We start from the raw sequence: 20,880 nt of genomic DNA, 5'->3' as shown, positions 1-20,880 counted from the left end.
TCTACTCAATTACTTAGCTTGCTAAGTAATATAAAATAGTTAGCACGCTAAGTAAATAAGTTTTTGTGATTTAAATCACATCGAATGTGCCATTGGGGAACCAAGTTTGCGTAACGCAACGTAGTACTTGGGTTGAATAGTAGTGATATACGACACTAAAGGTGATATCAGCACTCCTGGCTTATCAACAAGTGAAGCATTGAGATACAAAAAAGCACAACCCTAAGTTATGGCGTTGTGCTTTTCGGTTTAGTGAGCGATTGAATTATCAATTAAGGCTCATAGCGAATGAGTTCATCACGTTCGTTCAATTAAGAATCGCTGCTTGAAGTCAACAAAGGCTTCATGCAGCGCATTTTCTTTAATCGGTTTGAGCAATACGTAATTCGCGCCCGCCTCCATAAACGCATCACTGGTTTCTTTCGCCGTATCGGCAGTACAAGCATAAATTGGCGTGCCTAACTTCAGCTTCTGTCGGATCTCTTTGGTTGTTTCAATTCCTCCAAGATGCGGCAGTTGGTTGTCCATCAAAATCAAATCGTAAGTATGATCTTTTAAGAACTCCATCGCTTCCAATCCATCTTTTGCCCAATCAACCTGCATTTTGTACTTGTTACAAAATGCTTTGAGAATGAAAGCATTAGTATGGTTATCTTCTACCAACAGTACTTTTAGACTCTCTGCGAATAACTCACCAGGTTTAACTCTCAAGCTTGAATCAAGAGGGGTGAGCACTCGCTCACGATCTTTCACTGGCATTGTAATAACAAAGGTCGTGCCTAAACCTTTTTGACTACGTACTTGAACGTCACCTTCCAGCATATCGACGAGGCTTTTCACAATGGTCAGTCCCAAACCACTGCCACCGTATTCTCGAGTGGTCGTTGCTTCCTCTTGAACGAAAGGCTCGAACATTTGGTCAAGCTTATCGGGCTCTATGCCGATGCCCGTATCCGTAATTTCCACTACCAACACACTATTTTCAGCGCCGTAGAACTGCTCCAGTTCAGCATGCAGGCGTACGCTGCCCGAGGGGGTAAACTTAACTGAGTTACTGACTAAGTTGAATAAAATTTGGTTCAGGCGAACTTGGTCAGTAAAGATTTCAACATTGGGATCAATCTTGTTTTCAATGACGAGGTTAACGCCTTTATTTTCGCAAATTGGACGATAAATGTTTTCTAACGTTCGAATCGTGTCAGTGAACGAAAACGGGTGCTTTTGAATATTAAACTTACCCTGCTCAATCTTCGAAAAATCCAAAATATCATTCAAAACAGCAAGTAAGTGCTCACCACTATGTCGAAGTACGTCAATTTGGTTATTCTGTTCTTCCGTTTCGACCGAGTCTTTTAATAATTGAGCAACTCCTAGAATGCCATTGATTGGCGTTCGGATTTCATGGCTCATTTTAGCCAGAAAATCGGCACGTGCTTGGGCGGATTTTTCTGCCTCTTTACGTGCCAAGTTACTTTGTTTTTCCGCTTCAATAAGCGTCGTAATATCCTGACCTTGAACAATGATACCGCTGATATCACCGTCAACTCGAATCGGCGATAAGTTCCAGCGATATACCTTGTCTCCAATTGGTACATTGACGCCAGTTAACGTGGCTCCTTGAGCTGCCATTCGCAGGTGCGGCATCAACTTTTCTTTGAAGCCTTTAAACACTGGGTGCATGGTTTCAATGTCGTTTTCCATGACCAATTCTTTGCGGGCTGCCGGATTAATTTGGATGAGTACGCCAGACTCTGACCACACCATAATCGGCGATAACGCAAAGTTAAACAGATCTCGGAATGAACGCTTTTGCGCTTCCAGCTCTTCAAAGGTGTTTTCTAGTGTCGAACCAATATGATCGAACTCCTCGATATCCGACCCGCCAAACCGTTCGAACCCTTTTTCTTCACGAGCCGAACGAGTATATGCCATCAACGAGCCAAGCTCTTCGACGACTCGATTCTCAATCCACTCTTTGGTCATCAACGCAATCATCACCATCCCGATAACTGAAGCCAACATCGCCAAAAGGTGCTGGATTTGCAGTGTCACAACACTCTGATTGTCTTGCACGGTTAGTAAACACAAATCCGTCGTGGCAGCATTGACTTCGATAGGGGTTTTAATGATCAACAACTGGTCGAGCTTTTGCTGAGACTCTCGCCGCTTCAGAACATCAAATATCTTGTACGCTTCATCTCCGACTAGTGAGCTAGCTAGTGGCGTATCGTTGGCCACCAAAACAACATTATCAACGTTTCCTTCGTTTTTTAGTCTTTCCATCAACCCGAAGTTGTTATCTAGAACAACAACATTGTAAGAATACCCCATCACTTCACCGGTTTTAGGTTGTAAAACCGGTACACGACGCAGTAACAGGTGGCGAGTTCCCATTGGGGTATGTGAAGGAAGGTAATACCAATTGTTGCTAAAAGTCACTTGGCTCGCGAGATCATTGAGAATCAAGTTATTGATGCCATAGAAATGCGCATTCCCATCGTCCCAAATAATGCCTTGATGATCGGTGAGAAAGCGAAATTCTGGCGTATGGGAAGGATCACTCTGGTCAATACTCATGAAAAAGTAATTGAGAGCTTCTTCATCCCGTTCTGTATAAAAATCTAAAACAACATCACTCTTCGAGTTACTGTTGTGATGAATCTGAATCGCAGCAAAATGGCTATCAAAAATATTAAGAATCAGCGCTGACGTCTGTTGCTTAGTTCTGTCGACTTCCTGCCAAATAATTTGCTTCGAGAAGTAATAACTCTGAACGAAGATACCTAAAATGATCGGAGCAAGTACGAGAATGATTATTTTCGTAATAAGCGTCGACAATGAGCGACGCTTTCTTGTTTTTGATGTAGTTGTCATCAATTGTCTGAGTATCTAAATGCGCGTTTTCTTAATGCTTCAATTCTTTCTGGAGAATCAGATTTCGTGACGACTTCAAAATCACCAGAATAAACGGTTGGAACGGGTTTCCCTTCAAGATCCCACTTAATAGCTTCTGCCATTGCAATGCCAGTATCATCGTTCATACGCATAACAGTAACGTCTAACTCCCCTTTCGAAAGCGCTTCTAATTCTGCAGAGCCGCCACCCCAGCCGTTGATCATGACATCATCACGCCCTAATTCTTTCAGCGCATCAACAGCACCTAGCGCCACATCTGTAGAACACGCATAAATAAAATCGACGTCAGGGTATTTTTCCAAACTCGCTTTTGCTGCTTCATACCCAGACTGCTTTGTCGCTTTAGTATAGTAAGCAGATTGTAGTTCAAAGTTGTTATCACGGTTGACTTGATTGATAAAGGTATTGCCTCTGATATCGCTGATATACCCTTCTGAAAAGTAGAGCACACTATAATGGCTCTGTTTTGGAAAACGCTTACCAAACTCCACGGCAAGCTCACGACTGCCTTCAGCATGATCAAAACCAACATAAAGGAACGGTTGGTGATCCTCCCAATCTCTTACCGGTGTAGTGATATTTTGTAAGATCAACTTGGTTTTCTTCGAGTCTAAGACGTGTTCAACAAACTTACGATGCCTAGTGGTATCGAGAGTGAAAATCAGATAATCGGAGTTGCTCTTCAGCGCTTCCATTAAAGACAAACTTTGTTGCTTAATATCTGCGTTGGGACGGGTAAATACTTGATTAAGTTGATAGTCGATATCGAGTTTATCTAAACGCTGTTCAAATGCGTCGATATTTCGAATCCAATAATCCGAAATCTGTTGACCTGGATAAACCACAGAAATTTTTAACGGACGTTTTTTGTCTCTTTCAACCGGAACAGGAGTCTCTCGCACGGCGTCAGCCAACGCATTCGTTAACTGCTTCTGTTCTGGAAACTGGTCTAAAAATTCTTGATATGCCCAATACCCATTGAGGACTTGAGTGGCTTGCGCTATCGGCGCGACAGTGGCCATTGACATCAGGGAGAATACTAACGCTTTTTTCATCTACTGCTCTTTTAGCTTTTTATGAGCCTTTTTCAGCTCTATTCGTTACCTAGCCGAGTCATCCTTTACTCTTGTAATCTACCTTCCTCTGAGTACCTGTTTCAATAATAAATTGGTTCTTAGTCTGAGTTGGAACGAATAAACGTTTATTGTGTACCTAATTGCAAGGTCACAAAATATCATTTCTCCTTTTCATACTCTGAGTGTTTAAACAGAACACCAACCCATTATGCGTCAGTTTGTTCTTACATGGTACTCCAAAACTAAAAAGAAACCGCCTCTGTGGACGGTTTCTTTGTTATTCGGCATGTCGCGAACGCTTATTTCGATAAAGCCATTTCTAACATCATCTGCTGATTTTCATCAACGACAATACTTGCTTTTGACGTAACAAGCAGCTCTTTCTTAGCTTTTGTTAGTTGCTTAATATAATACTCAGCCCGCATGGCAAGTGTCTTTGAATCAAAATCCGAAGACCACTCCAATACCAAGGGACCTTTTCCCTTTAAAGCTTTCGCTCCTTTGCCCGTTTGGTGCTGATTGAATCTTCGCTCAACATTGTTTGTGACACCGCAATACAGCGCATTGCGGTTATTTCGTATCAAATAGACACTCCAACGCTGCGCTGTATTTTCAATCATGAAAGTAGTGACTCGACCTTAGCTTTAAGTTCATCGAGCTCTTCTTTAAGCTGAGCAACTTCGAGCTCTAGCTGGCTGACTCGATCAGAATTAGAGCCAGCCGCTGACACTGGCGCTGGCGCTGCAAGCTCAGAGACGTCAACGTCGCCACAGAACAAATGCATATAGCGTGACTCTCGCTTTCCGGCTTCACGCGGTAACTTGACCACTAATGGCCCTTTGTCTTCGCTTGCTAAGTGCTCCAGAACCGTTTCAACTTCTTTTACATCATGAAATGTCGCGAGACGATTGGTACGAGTGCGAATTTCCCCAGGCGTTTGAGCACCACGCAAAAGCATACAGCACACGATTCCCTTCTCTTGTTCTGTCAGTTTTAAATCACCAAACTCCGTATTACAGAAACGGTGCTGATACTTGCTAACACGGCTGTTAAACGCACTTTCGTCACTGACGAGCCTACGCTCAATTAGAGCATCAACGGCATCGAGAACGTCTGACTCAGAGAGCGACATTACGGGATCACGGTTGCTTTTTTGATTACACGCGTTGGTTAATGCGTTTAGGCTGAGGGGGTAAAGATCTGGGGTGGTAACTTCTTTTTCGATCAAGCAACCAATGACTCGTGCTTCAATTGCCGTTAGCTCAACTTTCATAATGCATTTCCTTATTATTTTTGCATTTGACTTGGTACCTAAATCGCTTCGAAATCATGCATCATACATTGGCAAAGAGATGCAAGAAGCGTTAACGATTCAGGTGTCGGTGTCAGGCTAAAGCATAGCGCAAGACCTGGCACCCTTTGCGAATCGGGTCAGGTATCAATGCTCCGAGAGAATTGGCACTTTCGTCAAATTGCCATCTTGATCAACCATCATTATTTTTGAACGATTCAGCTCAACTTCGATGATTTCGAGTTGCTCGCGAGCGTTGATATACGCTGTTTTTAACTTTTCAGCCACAGAGCGAGTGGCTTGCTCATTATCTTGACTACTTACTTGCTCCGCAGTGTTCCCAGAGTCCATATCAAGTTCATCATTTTGCATTCAATGGTGTTGATAATATAGTGAAGGCCACGTTATGACAATGAATCGATGGATTCTACGATGTTGACCAAAACTCGATTAAAGAAGCGTGATTATGTGGACACATCGCAATTGGTTGAGAAATGTTCAACTCTGCATTGTGATTGATCTAAAGACTGTTATGCCACTGGATGTTGTGCTTTAATCGAGGGAGATATTCATAAAATTAGGAAAGAGAACTATGAGTAGCGTATTTGAAATCGTTAACCAAGCTCGTCGTAAAAACAAACTAAAACGTGAGCTGCTTGATAACGAAAAGAAAGTTCGTGATAACCGCAAACGTGTTGACCTTCTAGAAAACCTTCTAGATTACATCAAACCAGAAATGACTCACGATGAAATCGTCGCAATCATCAAAAATATGAAAGCAGACTACGAAGATCGTGTTGATGACCACATCATCAAAAGTGCAGAAATCTCTAAAGCACGTCGTGACATCAGCCGTCGTATTCGCGAACTGACTGAAGAAGACAAGCAAACTAGCGGCAAAAAATAAACGCTTAAGCTAGATTTTCCAACCCCGAGTAAGGCTACCTTACTCGGGGTTTATTTTTGTCTCTAAACTAAGCGCCGTGTACAATCAATCCAACTCTTATTCCTAACGCATTCAGCTTTCTATGTCCTCAACTACGACAAGTACACAACCAACACTTGCAAAACAATTATTTACGATGACTTGGCCAATGCTATTTGGCGTTCTATCTTTAATGAGCTTTCAGCTTGTAGATAGTGCATTTATCGGTCAGCTCGGCGTTTTACCTTTGGCCGCTCAAGGTTTTACTCTTCCGTTGCAAATGGTCATTATCGGCATTCAAGTCGGTTTAGGTATCGCCACGACCGCTGTCATTTCTAAAGCGCTTGGTGCGAATGAAAGTCGTTATGCCAAACAGCTCGGTGGCTTAGTTTTGATGATTGGCTCAATCGGTGTAGCCGTTTTTGGAGGGCTAATTTGGCTTTTGCGCTACCCCATTTTATCTCTATTAAGTGCTCCAGAGTCTGTGATGCCGATTATCGACAGCTACTGGCCTTGGTGGCTGCTAAGTTCATGGACTGGCGCGGTTTTATATTTTTACTACAGTATTTGCCGGGCTAACGGCAACACCATGTTGCCTGGCACAATGATGATGGTAACCAGCGGCGTGAACCTTGTGCTCGATCCACTATTTATTTTCACGTTTGACTTGGGTATTAACGGAGCAGCAATAGCAACCATCGTTGCTTTTGGGTTTGGTATTTTAGTCGTCGCGCCTCGCGTGAAGAAGAACCACTGGGCAACAACGCAGTGGCAAGACCTCAACGTAGCTAAAAGTGTTGCGTCTATCGGTAACATCATGGGACCTGCGATGATCAGCCAACTGCTGCCTCCGTTGTCGTCCATGTTAGCAACAAAGTTATTGGCAAGCTTCGGGACCGCCGCAGTCGCCGCTTGGGCGCTCGGTTCACGCTACGAATTCTTTGCTATCGTTTCGGTGTTAGCGCTGACAATGTCTATGCCCCCAATGGTCGGGCGCTTACTTGGCGCAAAGAACTACCAAGATATCCAATCGCTAGTCAGTATTGCCGTAAAATTCATTCTGGGCTTTCAACTTTTGATCGCAGCCATTACGTTTGCCGTCGCAAACCCACTTGCACTACTGATGACCAGTGATGTTCAAGTAGAGCAAGTATTAGAAATGCATTTGCTGATTGTTCCTGTCAGCTTAGGTTCACTAGGTGTATGTATGTTGATGGTTTCTCTTTGCAATGCATTAGGTAAGTCTTACACCGCGCTCACCATTTCAGCGCTACGCTTGTTTGTCTTTTTCCTTCCTTGCTTATGGGTTGGCGCTCAAATGGGGGGAATCCGAGGTCTACTTTTAGGCGCTTGTATCGGCAACATTCTGGCGGGCATTTCCGCTTACCTAACCTATCGACAAACCATACGTAAACTCGCTAGCGCTCAAGCAAACGCATAACAATGCATGGTTAAAATAAAGCCCCTTTGATTGGGGCTTTATCGTCTTGAAATGTTATCGATTTAGGCGAGTTTTAATTCATTGAAGAGCTCAAATAGCTGATTCGATTTATAAGGCTTAGGTAAATAAGCATCCATACCTGCAGCAAAACAGTTGTGAATGTCTTCTTCCAAAACACTCGCGGTGAGCGCAATAATGGTCGTTTTCTCACGCCCGGCTTTCTTTTCCCAACGACGAATTTCTTTCGTCGCGGTCAGTCCATCCATCACCGGCATCATACAATCCATTAAAATTGCATCGAATTCTTCTCCCTTTGTGATGACTTCCAACGCTTCTTGTCCATTGCTTGTTATCAAATAGTCATACCCTGCTTTATCCAGAAAGAAACTCGCGATTTTCTGATTCATCAAGTTATCCTCCGCGATTAAGATCCTCCTGTGAGAGCGCGATGTTCGATATTCAGACTTTGGAACACCATTAGTGACAGCGTCACTTGATATGGTTTTTTCTACCTTCGCTAAATCGTCAATGACATGCTTAAATCGATTGCCAAGAAAAGGCAATGTGAGTACAGCATGTACTCTTTCTGCATTGTCGTAGGGAGTGGATAGATGATGCTGACAAATAATCACACGACGAAGATCATATTTGAGTGACAATTCATCTAAGGCTTCATCCGTATTGGAGTCGTCACTATGGCACAGAAATATGACATCAAAGTCATCGTTTATTGCTTTTACTTCATTAACATTATTCGCACCAAAGAGATTGATTTTCGCTAATCGACACTCTTTCAAAAGTTGATCAGCGTAATCGTAATTTGTGCAGATCAAGAGCCCTTTATTTATCACGTCCGAGCGCCAGCCAAACACCGGAATAACGTCAACCTCAATAGAGAATTCAAAGCATGTGCCCACTCCTTTTGTGGATGTCGCTATAAGCTGCCCTCCCATCATGGATACCAGTTGACGACAAATTGCCAATCCCAGCCCCGTTCCACCGAACTGCCTCGACACCCCTTCATCTTCCTGAGTAAAGGGTTCAAAAATCGTCGTTAACTTATCTTGTTCAATGCCTATCCCGGTATCTTCGACTTTAAACATCAGCGTTCCGCGCTCGTTCTCAGGTAACTCGTCATAACTGACATCAACACGTATATGACCGCTTTCGGTAAACTTGACCGCATTCGATACCAGATTCGTGATGACCTGCTTGATGCGATGATCATCAACCATCACTCGAGTTGGAATGTTTTCAGCTAAGTTAATCCCCAGCTCTAGCTGTTTAGATGTGGCTTTGGATTGAAATAAAACCATCGACTGGTACACCACCTCTCGGATATCGGCCTCGACTAGCGACAACTCCAGTCGACCAGATTCGATTTTAGAAAGATCCAAAATATCGTTAAGCAAGGTAAGTAATGTTTGAGATGAAGAGTCAATGTCATCAACGACTTCTTGTTGATGGGAAGATAACTCGCTTTGAGAGAGTATCTCCGTCATGCCCATAATACCGTTTAGGGGGGTACGTATTTCATGCGACATGTTGGCAAGAAATACTGATTTAGCGCGATTAGCAGACACTGCTGACTCTTTAGCATGGAGTATTTCGTCTGTTTGTCTCTGCTTTTCTTCAACCACTCGATTCACTTGCTGAGCGAAAATCGTCAGTTCATCACTGCCATCGACTTTGACTTTCGTCTGTTTCTCTTCATCGTTGATCAGCGCCGTTAAGGTATGAATAATCGCATCTAGTTTGCTATTAACCCGAAACCAAGTGCCAAAGCCAAGCCAAGCCAAGCCAAGCCAGCAAAGCATGACGATAACCAAAATAACGCCAGAGGTAATCATCGCAATATTGGTCTTTTGTTCATGAACTTGTGTTAGGAGCGATTGCTCTGTTTGTTTCGTGAACCCATCAATGAGTACTTGCAAGCGTTGCACACGGAAATCGAGTTCTCTCAAATACGCTTCATAGTCACTACGTGACATGTCCCCTGACATTAATCGCCCACGAGATGCCAAATTTCTCTGATATCTGGGCGACGTAAACAAGCCTAGCAGTTTATCAACTTGATCGTATGACCCTCCTAAATTTAAAAACGCATCCAAATTTTGCTGCTGTCGATCAATAGCCTGAAAAAACAGACTCTGACTCAACCGACTCTTAGGATCTTGAACTAGGCGATGCGTCAACCAGGCTTCTTTCTGTGTCCAAAAAGACAGCTGAGCAAGGTAAGCAATAAAATTCTGCATTCGAATACCGTCCTCACTGCCATACCACTGATGATTTTGTAGCAAAGAGCGCGACATATTTTGAAGCAGTTGAAATGCCCAATCGCCAAGGTCATCCATCTCGTCCAACCTACCGGATAATACCCCTAGCATGGCCTCTTTCAGCTCATCAGCATATTCCGCGGTATTGGGGTTACTGACGAATTTTTGATGCATGGAAGAAATAACACCGTCTTGTTCTTCTATATTAAGTGCGGCTGATGCTTGAAGCGTAGGCTGGCGGCGTGCTTTCTCTATGGAGTATATAAAGTGAGAGGCTTGGGATATCAACTGGAAACCTTGGATATTGATTACCGTTTGATTGAGACGGCTTACGCGCAACGCATTGTCAGAAAACTGCTGAACTGCAAAAACCACTATCACCACCGTGGGTAATAGTGCGAGGAGTGCTAAGCGTGTTTTTATTGATAATCTCAACATCCATCAGCCCAATGGTTGATCTCATCCGATTATTTAATACTAGACTAGTTTCTAGCATTGAAAGGCATATACGACATGGTTACTTTAAAACAACATTCACCTACCAAAACCATGGTCATTCCGCTTATTTCGCCATCGGTCAATGAAATGGTAATTGTGACTCGAATCATACTTTTTGATCTTCAAGCTGAGTACAAACAGTGAAGTTTCACTCATACCTAAGATGCACATCACTTTTCATAAAATTCCAAACCATATGTTCACCTATTTCGTTGCCTTATCGAGACAAATCACACAAAAATGCAAACGAATTCACAGTGACAACAAAACTAATTTGAAAACACACATTATCATCGCGAAAAAAGTGGATGACTTTTTAAATGTCAATACGTGAAAACCACCGCTTTAGTCACATTAATTCACCACTAACACGACCTTAACTAGTGTTTTACACTGGATTTAATTTTCCTAGCAGAATAAGGGCTCCGACCTTAGAATCCGCACACATAACTATTACAACCCGATTACATAACCCACCACACTCTTGCACGCTGCCGAAGAGGCAACAGCAGAGAGTATGGTTAGCCCCCAAAACGTGAAAGGTCTAATACAACAATGAGTCCAGAGAAATATCTCCAAGACTGGCAAACTAGCCAAACGATTGCTGAATCTATTTCCCCTCTAATTGGTAAGCTATATCGTCAAAAAGGAATCGAAGTGGTTCTGTTTGGTAAAACGCTTATCAATGCTACTACTATAGACATTCTCAAAACTCATCGCGTTGCAAGACGTTATACAGGCAGCCCACTCTCACTTGAGCACACAATGCCTATCATTCAAGCGCTATGTGAAATGAGCATTTCTTCGTGTCGTGTCGATGTTGGCCAATTGGCAACTAAGTACTGGAATGAGCATGACGATACTGCGTCTCTAAATGATTTCCTTATCACTGCACTTGATGGCGCACGCGATGCAGACTCTTCATTGAAAGCGCGTGATGTAGTTCTTTACGGTTTTGGTCGCATTGGTCGACTACTAACTCGCCTTCTGATCGAGAAAAGTGGCCCAGGTTACCCACTACGACTACGAGCGATTGTGGTTCGTGGCGGTAAAAAAGGCGATTTAGAGAAGCGTGCTAGCTTACTGCGTCGTGACTCAGTCCATGGTCAGTTCAACGGTAGCATCGTGATCGATGAGGAACGTAAAGCTCTGATCGTTAACGGTAACTACATCCAAATCATCTACGCAAACAATCCAAGCGAAGTAGACTACTCTGCTTACGGTATTAACAACGCGCTTGTTGTTGATAACACAGGTGTTTGGCGTGATTCTGAAGGCCTAAGCCAACACTTAGCGTGTCAAGGTGCAGAGAAAGTGCTGCTAACGGCACCAGGTAAAGGCGATATTAAAAACGTTGTATTCGGTGTAAATGAATCAGTTATTCAAGAAAATGACACCATCATCTCTGCAGCGAGCTGTACCACAAACGCAATCACGCCGGTTCTTAAAGCGCTGAATGATAAATATGGTGTCCTTTCTGGTCACATCGAAACCGTGCACTCATACACAAACGACCAAAACTTGATCGACAACTTCCACTCTGGTGACCGCCGTGGACGTAGTGCTTCTCTGAACATGGTTCTAACTTCAACTGGCGCAGCTAAAGCAGTAGCAAAAGCACTGCCAGAGCTAGCTGGTAAGCTAACAGGTAACGCAATTCGCGTACCGACACCAAACGTTTCGATGGCAGTCGCTAACCTAAACTTAGGTGAAGACGTAGACCGTGATTCACTGAACGATTACTTGCGTGAAATGGCGTTGAACTCTGAGCTTTCGGCACAGATTGACTACACCGATTCAACAGAAATTGTATCAACTGACTTAGTTGGTTCTCGCCATGCAGGCGTCGTGGATGGTCAAGCGACTATCGCACAAGACAAACGTTGCGTACTTTACATCTGGTACGACAACGAATTCGGTTACAGCTGCCAAGTTGTGCACTGTATGGAACAAATGATGGGTGTTCGTTACCAAACATTCCCTCGATAGGTGAACTTTGCTCCACAACGTTAACCACATAGCGTAACGGACAATATCTCATATTTGTTCTAAATAATAAGCGCGAAGCGCATTACTAATATTTTTCCCCGTTTATACGCCTGATCACCCTCAGGCGTTTTTTCATTTCGCTCATTTGACACTCTCCGGACAAAGTGAAGGCTATCATTCATGTTTTGTTCATGTTCACAGCATTAATCTGAACACATGAATTACAGAGAGGTCATGATTATGAATCGGATTATTGTTACCGCACTGGCACTAATTACGGGCTTTTTTACATTAGTATTTAGCTTGATCATTGCGATTCCGTTGACCATCGCAGCATTGATTACAGGCAAGCGTATTGAGAAGCGCGTGAAGAAAATGCAGAAAGAAATGCATGAAGAGTATGAATTCAATACTGGTAAAGCCGATGCTATCGAAGGTGAGTTCGAAGAGGTTCGCCGATAAGTAAATAGAATTTATATAAGTTTCTCTCCCCCGACTGCTCCTGAGAAACTTCTTGCTTTCACCCTGTCTTTACAATGGCAGGGTGCTTTTTTTGAAAAGCACAACGTCAAATAAGCAACTAGCGGCTTATTGTTTTATCTTTGTGTTGTGAGAGGCTGTGTAGCCAGCCTCCCACAAATCACCATCAACACCAGAGTATGGGTTAGATTCTTTCGGGGTCCCATTTTGGCAAGCTTCTCTGCCTTCTCTCTTTATTTCTTCTATGTGATTTAAAACGAAGTCAAAGTGCTGAGGATCAACCTTTTGTAGTAGCGCGTACAAAAGCCCAAAACCAAGCATCGTGAATACAAACAGTTCAAAAAACACCCATATGCTCTTTGTTGAAAGAAATATCCAAGCAACGCTGCAAACACTGGTCAAAATTACTACTAGAGCTAGATTTACTATTCTTTGCATATTGCTCTCTCACCTTCTAAACGGTCATGAAGTCTCTACCCCTTTCATAGGATAAGTAAGAGGAAAGTCCGTTTTACCCAATAAAGCATTCTCGACTTAATATGCGACACTGTTAGTATTAACGTTAAGTGGCTCTCGTTCTAATTATAACAGTGCGTTGGAAAGCTGCGCTTACTACAAATGATAATGTGAACCAAAGTAACACTATTGATAGTATTAACTTTAGCTGCATTTAGCGTCAAGATTACGTAAATTATATGAGGGTTTACTGAGAGCAGAAAAAGGCAGCCGTCCGGGCTGCCTTTAATATTTTGTTGTCTTTGCAAACTTATACGGTTACGACCACTCGAAGTGCCAATAGCATGAGAACAATCCCTGACAAACGATCAATTAACACTGCTTTAGAACGAATTCTGTCCACCACTTTAGAGCTTGATAACACTAGGGTGATAAAGGTATACCAAAGCCCGTCCACAACAAATGGTGTAGCAACAATGATCATTTGATTGCTCAAATCATTACCTAGCGCTACAAACTGACTGAATAATGCGATAAAAAACAAAGCAATTTTAGGACTTAAAATCGAGATAAAAAAACCTTCTCGAGCAGACTGGCTTACCGTTGTTTCCTCGCCTGACTCCAACTTCGCCGCCACACCGCCTTTCGAACGCAGCGCATTGAACCCTAAATATGCAAGATATGCCGCGCCTGCAAGGCTGATCGTCTTGAACAACATCGGGCTTTGCTGCAAAACAACAGCGAGGCCAATCAGCGTGATAAAGGCATAAACGCCAATTCCAAAAGCGTGTGCCCAAGCCGTTGCCAAACCATTGATGCGTCCACCAGCCAAAGCATGTTTTGCCACAATTGCTAGGCTAGGCCCAGGTGACATAGCGCCGAGTAAACACACGGTAAAAAGTGATAACCAAACTGTTAGTGTCATAAATAACCTCTCTCCATTTGAATTCAATCTATCAATTGAAGAGCTATAATTTGAAATCAAAGTTTCGCATAAAAGTCATGATTTAAAATCATAACTTAATGGATGGAGTATTCCGATATTTTCATCACCGCGTGGATTTGCTCTCGCACCCACTGATGAGCTGGATCATTGTCGTATTTAGGATGCCACATCAGCCAATATTCATGGGTAGGTGTCTCAAAAGGAAGCGCTTTATGAACCAAAGGCCAGTGCTTGGCCAAATTATTTGCAATGTGCTCCGGAACTACCATTAAGTGCTCACTTGAGACCAAACGATTTACCGCCGCAGAGAAAAAAGGCACTTTAAAGGTAACATGACGCATCAACCCCCTGTCTTTTAGTGCCATATCGGTACTTGAGTCTTTGTCTCCCCCACCCGTCACTTGAATATGCGAATGACTGATGAGGTCCTCTATAGAAATCGAAGCCTTACCAGCTAAAGGGTGAGACGCCTTCATCAAACAAACTGACTTATCAGAACCAATATTGATGCTAGATACACCTTCAGGCTGAGTGGGATACATAGAAGAAGCAAGGTGGATTCCTAACTCGTGAAGCTTATCGATAAAATCTAGTTGCCACAGTCGATACGCCAAATCCAATTGTGGTGCTTGTTCACCCAAGTGAGAGGCAATATCGGGCAAAACGTATTGTGCCACGTAATCACTTGAGGCAATAACCAGCTCGCCTTGCCACAGTTGTGGCTCAAAAGGTTTGTCATCGAGTAAATGATCAAACTCAGCCAGTAACGCATCAAGCTTTGATTTTAATGCTATTGCTCGCGGGGTTGGTATCAGCTGATTACCTTGACGAATAAGCAGTGGGTCACCACACAGATCGCGCAATTGTGCAAGCTGTCGACTAACCGCAGACTGCGTAATGTGCAAACGTTCTGCAGTTCGGCTGACATGACACTCTTCTAAAAGTACATGCAAGGACCTAAGTAGATTCAAATTGATGTTGTTTAACATACCGGCTCAAGAAGGTTTTAATAAATAATGGCACCCATGATGCTTATTTCACAAACTGGTTGCCAGTCGTATTAAAGAACTCAGCTAAAACGGTATGAGTCATGAGGTGCCTTAGCTCTGGGTAACGTTGAATTTGATCTCTGATTTCGTTCAAACGAGTCATCGTAGGTACTTCGACAAAAACCATCATATCCGTTTCACCACTGATTGCATGGCACCATTTTACGCCATCGATTTTGTATAGTTCGTCGGCATATGATTCGCAATAATACGTGGATGTAGATTTATCGAACTTTAGAGCAAAATAAGCACAAATCGAGTCCCCGCCTGAAGAGGCAATTTCAGCGTGATACCCGAGAATCACTTTGTCATGTTCTAGCTTACGAATACGAGCCGTCACCGCAGAACGAGAAAGGTTCACTTTATCCGCAATTTCAGTCACCGACAGCCGAGCGTTGTGTCGGAGAAGATCCACAATCTTGTGATCAAACTTGTCCATATACTTACCAAGCTTTCCTTATTTTTCTCATTCTATACCGATTCTAACTGCATAAGAAACCAACATTTTGTTGGAAATATTTAAAACAACCGTCATATTGACGGTTCAGTAAATCATTTTGTTATTAAGATTTTGGATATGCTATTTGGTAAGCATGAGATGAGCACCGTTATCCATTCAAATAAAAGAGCGATAACGCATTGAAATCAAATACGCTTCTTATGCACTCAGCGCACTAGCGGGCTCATTAAACTCCAATAAATGAGATAATTAGAATCCACAAGCGTTTTCGTCATAAGCCCTACAACATTGGATGAATCAATTAGCATGGAACAGCTCAAAAAAGACATTTCACTCACATCCGGTATCGCCCAACTATCCACAACATTAATGGGAACGGGGCTTTTTATGATACCAGCCATTGCAGCAGGCATAGCGGGTCATTTTTCACTATGGGCCTGGATTTTATTATTCATCGCCATTTGTCCTATTGCGCTGACTTTTGCCCAGCTAGGCAAGCGATATCCCAACGCGGGCGGAACCGCATTTTTTGTGCGTAAAGCATTTAACGCCAAGCTGGAAAGTAGTGTAGCTTGGCTATTTGTTAGTGTCATTCCGGTAGGGGTTCCGGCCGCGATTGCACTCGCCGCAGGCTTTCTACAGCAAATATTGCCAGAGCCTATTAGCAATAATCTGTTTGCACAAATTCTAACGGTATTACTTCTTGTGTTCGTCAACTTGATGGGCACTAAGTCATCAGGTCATTTACAAACTCTTATTGCTTTGAGTGTCTTTGCGCTCGTTGGCACATTTTTATGGAAAGGTGACGTTAACAGCGCCGATCTCGTGATGCCAGCTATCACACAAGAGTCAATTTGGCCTATTACCGCAGCGCTAGGCGTGATGTTCTGGTGTTTTGTTGGCATAGAGGCTTTTGCTCATATGGGGGAAGAATTCAAAAACCCTCAAAGAGATTTCCCTATTGCCATTATTGTCGGTTGTTTTGTAGCGGGAGCTACGTACTGGGCTTGCTCTGTTGTTATTTTAAAGTTTGGTGCATATGGTAATGCTCAATTCGATAATGCATCGATTCCATGGTTGAGTGCTCAACTACTTGGCGATGGGGCCAAATGGATAATCAGTTTGATCGGATTCTCCGCTTGTTTCGCGAGCGTTAACTTATACACACAGAGCCTAGCGCGAATGGTCTGGGCTCAAGCTCGGGAACATCGTCCTTACAGCCCACTAGCCAAGATTTCGCGTCGTGGTGTCCCTTTCTCAGCCACCTTATTAGTTGGCGGCGTACTGCTAATATCTTGCGTGATAGGAACGCTATCGCAGCTCGATCTGGAGTTTTTCCTAAAACTAGCAAATAGTGTATTCGTTTTGGTTTACATGTTGGCGATGTTAGCCGCTTATAAATTGCTTCGTGGGTTTGGTAAAGCGCTTGCGGGACTTTCTCTACTGCTTTGTACCGGTGTTTTTATATGTTTAGGCTGGTCAATGTTTTATGCACTTGGCATTTTCACTCTACTTTTACTGCCTTGGAAACAGTGGCGACATAAACGACAAACACGCGCAGTTGAATAGTCACCGTTTCCCATGTCGAAAAATTTGGGCTAAACGTTGGATACCAGCGTCTATGTTCTCTAACGCGATATTGCCATAACCAAGCACGGCACCATACCAGTGACGTGCTTGGAAACCTGGATGTTCATAATAGCTCAAAGGTCGCAAGATGATCCCTTCATGCTCTGCCAGTTTTGTAAAACGCAGCTCATCTATACCGTTTTGCCATTTCAACGTAATATGAAGCCCCGCCGCTTGGCTAACGACGCAAACACTGTCGCCAAAATGCTGTTGAATGGATAAATGCATCTGTTCATGCTTAGTTTTGTACAGTCGACGCATTTTTCGAATATGACGTAATAACCCACCTTCAGTAATAAAATCTGCCAACGCTTCTTGAGTGTGCGTCGGTGAATCACCACTTAACGCATCTTTAACCACCAAACATTGCTCTACTAAACGTTCAGGAACCACAAGGTAGCCAAGCCGCAATCCGTTAAACATTACTTTACTGAAGGAACCCACATACAACACACGATCATCTCGACCCATTTGAGCTGCTAGCCCCTGTAAGCTGGTGTAGGGACGATGAGCAAACTGAAATTCGCTGTCATAATCGTCCTCGATGATCCAACTTGATTGCTCGACCGCCCAGTTGATGATCTTTCCTCTTTGCTCGGTATTGAGTGTGGTCCCCATCGGATATTGATTACTTGGTGTGATATACAGCGCATCGGCATCGCTTGAGGTCACCGCTTCCACATCAAAACCTAATTTCTCTCTTACGAACAAAGGCTCAAATTGATAGTTTTGGAACTGAATCAACTTCCGCATTTGCGCGTAACCTGGTTGCTCCATCAGAACCTTATCACCTTGTTTGAGCACTACCATCGTCGCAATTGACAACGCTTGCTGCGCCCCAGAGGTAATAATAATGCGCTCTGGGGAACAATTCACTGAACGACTTGATGCGAGGTAGTCAGCTAAAGCACAGCGCAATGCCCAACTACCCTGAATATCTTGATTCCCCAACAAGCAGGGGCGGGACATGTGGCGATTGAGTAACTTTTGCCACTGCGCCATCGGAAATGCGTCCAAATCCGGCACACCCGGTGCAAATGCGCGGTTGATGTCAAAGTTGGTTTTCGGTGATGAGTCTCTCTGAACTGAATTAGGTTCAGGCAAGTACTGCTCCGGCAGTTCTACGGCAACATAAAAGCCAGAACCTTTTTGGCTGTTCAAGTACCCTTCCGCCACTAACTGTTCGTAGGCAGAAATCACGGTATTCCTACTTAGATTAAGCGCCTGTGAAAGCTTCCGCGTAGAAGGCAACTTCCCATTCTTCACCCACAATCCTTGAACAATTTTCTTGCGAATAGCAAAAAACAACGCTTGCTGACGCGTTCCATCACTTTCTTTTAAATGTAGGTCACCGATATCAATCAAAGACAAACTGGATCCATCCATTAGTTAAAACTGGCTCTCTTTAAGCTACCAGTTAAACGCTACATTGCAATCAAAGAATGAGGATCAAGCGCTCGTAATCGTGAGCAAACAAGGAGAGAAAATGCTATCCAACACCAATAGAACGGAAATTAAGAAAGGCGCACATAAAGCAGTCTCTGATGTTAGCAAACTGCACGCCATCATAGATGAAAGCCTAATCGCTCATATTGCGATAACCAACGAGTCAGGCCCTGTGGTCATCCCCATGCTGGCATGGCGTGTCGATGATTACGTGTATATCCATGGTGCCAACAACAGTCGATTGTTACGCTCACTCAAACAAGGAGTGCAAACGTGCTTAACCTTTACTTTGTTTGATGGTTGGGTATTGGCTCGAAGTGCGTTTCACCACAGTGCGCACTATCGCAGTGCAGTGGTCTTTGGCCAGTTTGAGATGGTGGAGAATAACCAAGAAAAAGACAGGTTGCTGAATCACTTTATCGAACAGATCGCTCCAGGGAGAACAAAACAAGTCCGTTTGAGCAATGAAAAAGAGCTCAAAGCCACCATGCTGCTGCGTATCCCACTCACAGAGGCATCTGTGAAAATCAGCAATTTTGGCGTCAACGACGATGCGGAAGACATGGACATTCCTGTTTGGGCAGGTGTCCTACCCTACCGAACTGTCGTAGGTCCACTGCAAGCTTGTGAAGATTTGTATGAAGGTATCGCTGAACCAGACTACCGCAGTGCCTACTCTAATCGTTGGCAGGAATAAGCACCGTAAAACGTGCGCCGCCTAAGTGACTCTCGCCGACAGAAAGTTCCCAACCTAATTGCCTCGCTGCACTGGTAGCGATGGCAAGCCCTAAACCAAAGCCTTTCACGTCGGCGTTGCGGCTTTTGTCTAAACGCGAAAATGGCATAAATACTTCTTCTCGCATCGCTTCAGGGATGCCCGGACCATCGTCCTCAATATCGATGCTCCAGCAATCCGCTACCATTCGAATCGTCACCTCAACGCAGGATTCACCGTAACGCTTGGCGTTTTGCAGTAAATTATCGAGGACGAGGTTACCCAAAGTAGGCTGAAAGTGAATCAATTGGTTCGCGAGTTCATTTTCTGCTCTCAACATGGTGGACTCTAAGCCTAGGTAATTCATGCGGCTTTTACACCAAAGAGGCAGTTCCATGGTTTCAACAGAATCGCTCAAAGAATGGTTTTTCACACTCAAGCGAGACAGCATGACAATGTCGGACGTTAAATCCGTCACTACATCAACGTATCGTTCAATATCGTCATGTAACTCTGCCTGCATTTCACCACTCGTGCGCCGAGCTAAATCCGTCGCTAGCTGAATACGACTCAGCGGAGTGCGCACTTCATGAGGAATAGCTTGAGTAAAGATATGGGTTTGGCGTACTCGTCTCTCAATCTCTTCAGACATGTTGTTGAAGCCTTGGGCGAGCTCTTTCACGGGTTGCGAAAATTGCTTTAGATCGACTCGCGTATTCAACTCACCAGAACCAAATTGTTGTTGTGCAGCCGTTAGTTGTCGAATTTGGCGGTCAAGACGTCGTACAGGTATGTAAACCATAATGCCTAAACTGCACACAACAACCAAAAGTAGAGTCAGTATAAATACAATCTCAGAATCTTCATTCCAATCAACATCTGGGCTAAAGAAATCCGTTTTTTCTTTGAAAACTAAACTCTTCGAGGTGTTAGGTAAAGGGAATACCGCGGCATAGGTACTGCCATCAATAAGATAAACAGGTATCCCTTGTATTCGGTACAGCAGCTTACAATCTCGACAAGGCGGTGATCCGTCCCAGTTTTCAACCAATGTTAAATCAAAGATAAAGAAATCTTGCTTGCCGTTTTCGGTTAACTTCTTGTAGAGAGAATCCGGAGTGCCTCGTTGCTCAATGTATTGATCGACAAAATAAGCACCATCACTCAAAAAAACGCCGACTTCTGTTTTGCGCATGTACTCTTCCCCCATAAAGAGAAACAAAGCAACAGTCAGCGCAAGGCCAGTAACTAACCCCACATATAGACGAGTAAACAGGGAAAACATGC

Annotated in this window: 18 protein-coding genes; 6 read left to right on the top strand and 12 right to left on the bottom strand. The window is 43.6% G+C overall.

Annotated elements, in window-relative coordinates; translation table 11 throughout:
- Nucleotides 1-297: 297 nt before the first annotated feature.
- The 5 genes from luxQ to B7360_RS15060 form a co-directional block, all read right to left on the bottom strand.
- On the bottom strand, nt 298-2,874 hold the full coding sequence (gene luxQ, locus B7360_RS15085; RefSeq protein WP_005397731.1) for a quorum-sensing autoinducer 2 sensor kinase/phosphatase LuxQ: 2,577 nt from the start codon (nt 2,872-2,874) through the stop codon (nt 298-300).
- Nucleotides 2,874-3,971, bottom strand: coding sequence for an autoinducer 2-binding periplasmic protein LuxP (locus tag B7360_RS15080; RefSeq protein ID WP_074190484.1), 1,098 nt, complete (start codon nt 3,969-3,971; stop codon nt 2,874-2,876). Before B7360_RS15080 ends, luxQ begins: the two co-directional genes overlap by 1 nt.
- Nucleotides 3,972-4,291: 320 nt before the next feature.
- A complete protein-coding gene (locus B7360_RS15070) occupies nt 4,292-4,612 on the bottom strand; it encodes a GIY-YIG nuclease family protein (protein WP_012842363.1) in 321 nt (106 codons plus the stop codon).
- Nucleotides 4,609-5,265 (bottom strand): YceH family protein, encoded by a 657-nt coding sequence (locus B7360_RS15065; protein WP_085343896.1) that lies wholly within the window; start codon nt 5,263-5,265, stop codon nt 4,609-4,611. The genes B7360_RS15070 and B7360_RS15065 overlap by 4 nt, the downstream gene beginning before the upstream one ends.
- A gap of 165 nt (nt 5,266-5,430) precedes the next feature.
- Nucleotides 5,431-5,634: a hypothetical protein gene (locus B7360_RS15060; protein ID WP_031780656.1), complete on the bottom strand. Its 204-nt coding sequence runs from the start codon at nt 5,632-5,634 to the stop codon at nt 5,431-5,433.
- 241 nt (nt 5,635-5,875) lie between these two features.
- On the opposite strand from B7360_RS15060, the gene B7360_RS15055 reads away from it, so the two are divergent.
- Both B7360_RS15055 and B7360_RS15050 read left to right on the top strand, forming a co-directional pair.
- Nucleotides 5,876-6,190 carry a DUF496 family protein gene (locus tag B7360_RS15055; protein WP_005373603.1) on the top strand — a complete coding sequence of 105 codons (315 nt, stop codon included), beginning with the start codon at nt 5,876-5,878 and terminating at the stop codon, nt 6,188-6,190.
- Between the two features lie 121 nt (nt 6,191-6,311).
- A complete protein-coding gene (locus tag B7360_RS15050) occupies nt 6,312-7,649 on the top strand; it encodes an MATE family efflux transporter (protein ID WP_046875878.1) in 1,338 nt (445 codons plus the stop codon).
- 62 nt (nt 7,650-7,711) lie between these two features.
- Here the strand turns inward: B7360_RS15050 and B7360_RS15045 are convergent, their stop codons facing one another.
- Complete coding sequence (locus B7360_RS15045; protein WP_085343895.1) at nt 7,712-10,363, bottom strand: ATP-binding protein; 2,652 nt, start codon at nt 10,361-10,363, stop codon at nt 7,712-7,714.
- Nucleotides 10,364-10,978: 615 nt separating this feature from the next.
- Between B7360_RS15045 and B7360_RS15040 the strand changes: the two genes are divergently transcribed.
- Both B7360_RS15040 and B7360_RS15035 read left to right on the top strand, forming a co-directional pair.
- Nucleotides 10,979-12,412: a glyceraldehyde-3-phosphate dehydrogenase gene (locus B7360_RS15040; protein WP_074190481.1), complete on the top strand. Its 1,434-nt coding sequence runs from the start codon at nt 10,979-10,981 to the stop codon at nt 12,410-12,412.
- 240 nt (nt 12,413-12,652) lie between these two features.
- The gene (locus B7360_RS15035; protein ID WP_005397748.1) at nt 12,653-12,874 is read left to right on the top strand and encodes a hypothetical protein; all 222 of its coding nucleotides are present in this window, start codon (nt 12,653-12,655) and stop codon (nt 12,872-12,874) included.
- Between the two features lie 126 nt (nt 12,875-13,000).
- Here the strand turns inward: B7360_RS15035 and B7360_RS15030 are convergent, their stop codons facing one another.
- The 4 genes from B7360_RS15030 to B7360_RS15015 all read right to left on the bottom strand — a co-directional run bounded on the left by B7360_RS15030 (nt 13,001) and on the right by B7360_RS15015 (nt 15,782).
- Nucleotides 13,001-13,240: a hypothetical protein gene (locus B7360_RS15030; RefSeq protein ID WP_237308774.1), complete on the bottom strand. Its 240-nt coding sequence runs from the start codon at nt 13,238-13,240 to the stop codon at nt 13,001-13,003.
- A gap of 418 nt (nt 13,241-13,658) precedes the next feature.
- Nucleotides 13,659-14,273, bottom strand: a complete 615-nt coding sequence (locus tag B7360_RS15025; protein ID WP_048624827.1) for a LysE family translocator — start codon at nt 14,271-14,273, stop codon at nt 13,659-13,661.
- A 95-nt stretch (nt 14,274-14,368) separates the two neighbouring features.
- Nucleotides 14,369-15,283 (bottom strand): LysR family transcriptional regulator, encoded by a 915-nt coding sequence (locus B7360_RS15020; RefSeq protein WP_065646227.1) that lies wholly within the window; start codon nt 15,281-15,283, stop codon nt 14,369-14,371.
- 43 nt (nt 15,284-15,326) lie between these two features.
- Nucleotides 15,327-15,782, bottom strand: coding sequence for an Lrp/AsnC family transcriptional regulator (locus tag B7360_RS15015; protein ID WP_005396378.1), 456 nt, complete (start codon nt 15,780-15,782; stop codon nt 15,327-15,329).
- Between the two features lie 327 nt (nt 15,783-16,109).
- Between B7360_RS15015 and yjeH the strand changes: the two genes are divergently transcribed.
- Entirely contained in the window at nt 16,110-17,372 is a 1,263-nt protein-coding gene (gene yjeH / locus B7360_RS15010; RefSeq protein WP_006741172.1) for an L-methionine/branched-chain amino acid transporter, read from the top strand.
- Here the strand turns inward: yjeH and B7360_RS15005 are convergent, their stop codons facing one another.
- Complete coding sequence (locus B7360_RS15005; protein ID WP_085343894.1) at nt 17,373-18,818, bottom strand: PLP-dependent aminotransferase family protein; 1,446 nt, start codon at nt 18,816-18,818, stop codon at nt 17,373-17,375.
- Nucleotides 18,819-18,918: 100 nt separating this feature from the next.
- Between B7360_RS15005 and B7360_RS15000 the strand changes: the two genes are divergently transcribed.
- Nucleotides 18,919-19,575, top strand: a complete 657-nt coding sequence (locus B7360_RS15000) for a pyridoxamine 5'-phosphate oxidase family protein (protein ID WP_054866983.1) — start codon at nt 18,919-18,921, stop codon at nt 19,573-19,575.
- On the opposite strand, the gene B7360_RS14995 is transcribed toward B7360_RS15000, so the two are convergent.
- Nucleotides 19,556-20,878 (bottom strand): ATP-binding protein, encoded by a 1,323-nt coding sequence (locus B7360_RS14995; protein ID WP_085343893.1) that lies wholly within the window; start codon nt 20,876-20,878, stop codon nt 19,556-19,558. The two genes, B7360_RS15000 and B7360_RS14995, sit on opposite strands and share 20 nt — an antisense overlap.
- Nucleotides 20,879-20,880 lie beyond the last annotated feature (2 nt).

The sequence above is a fragment of the Vibrio sp. ArtGut-C1 genome, from assembly GCF_002105475.1.
Lineage (GTDB): Bacteria > Pseudomonadota > Gammaproteobacteria > Enterobacterales > Vibrionaceae > Vibrio > Vibrio diabolicus.
The sequence above is the reverse complement of the archived record's forward strand: the minus strand, read 5'-3'. Positions and strand labels throughout refer to the sequence as shown.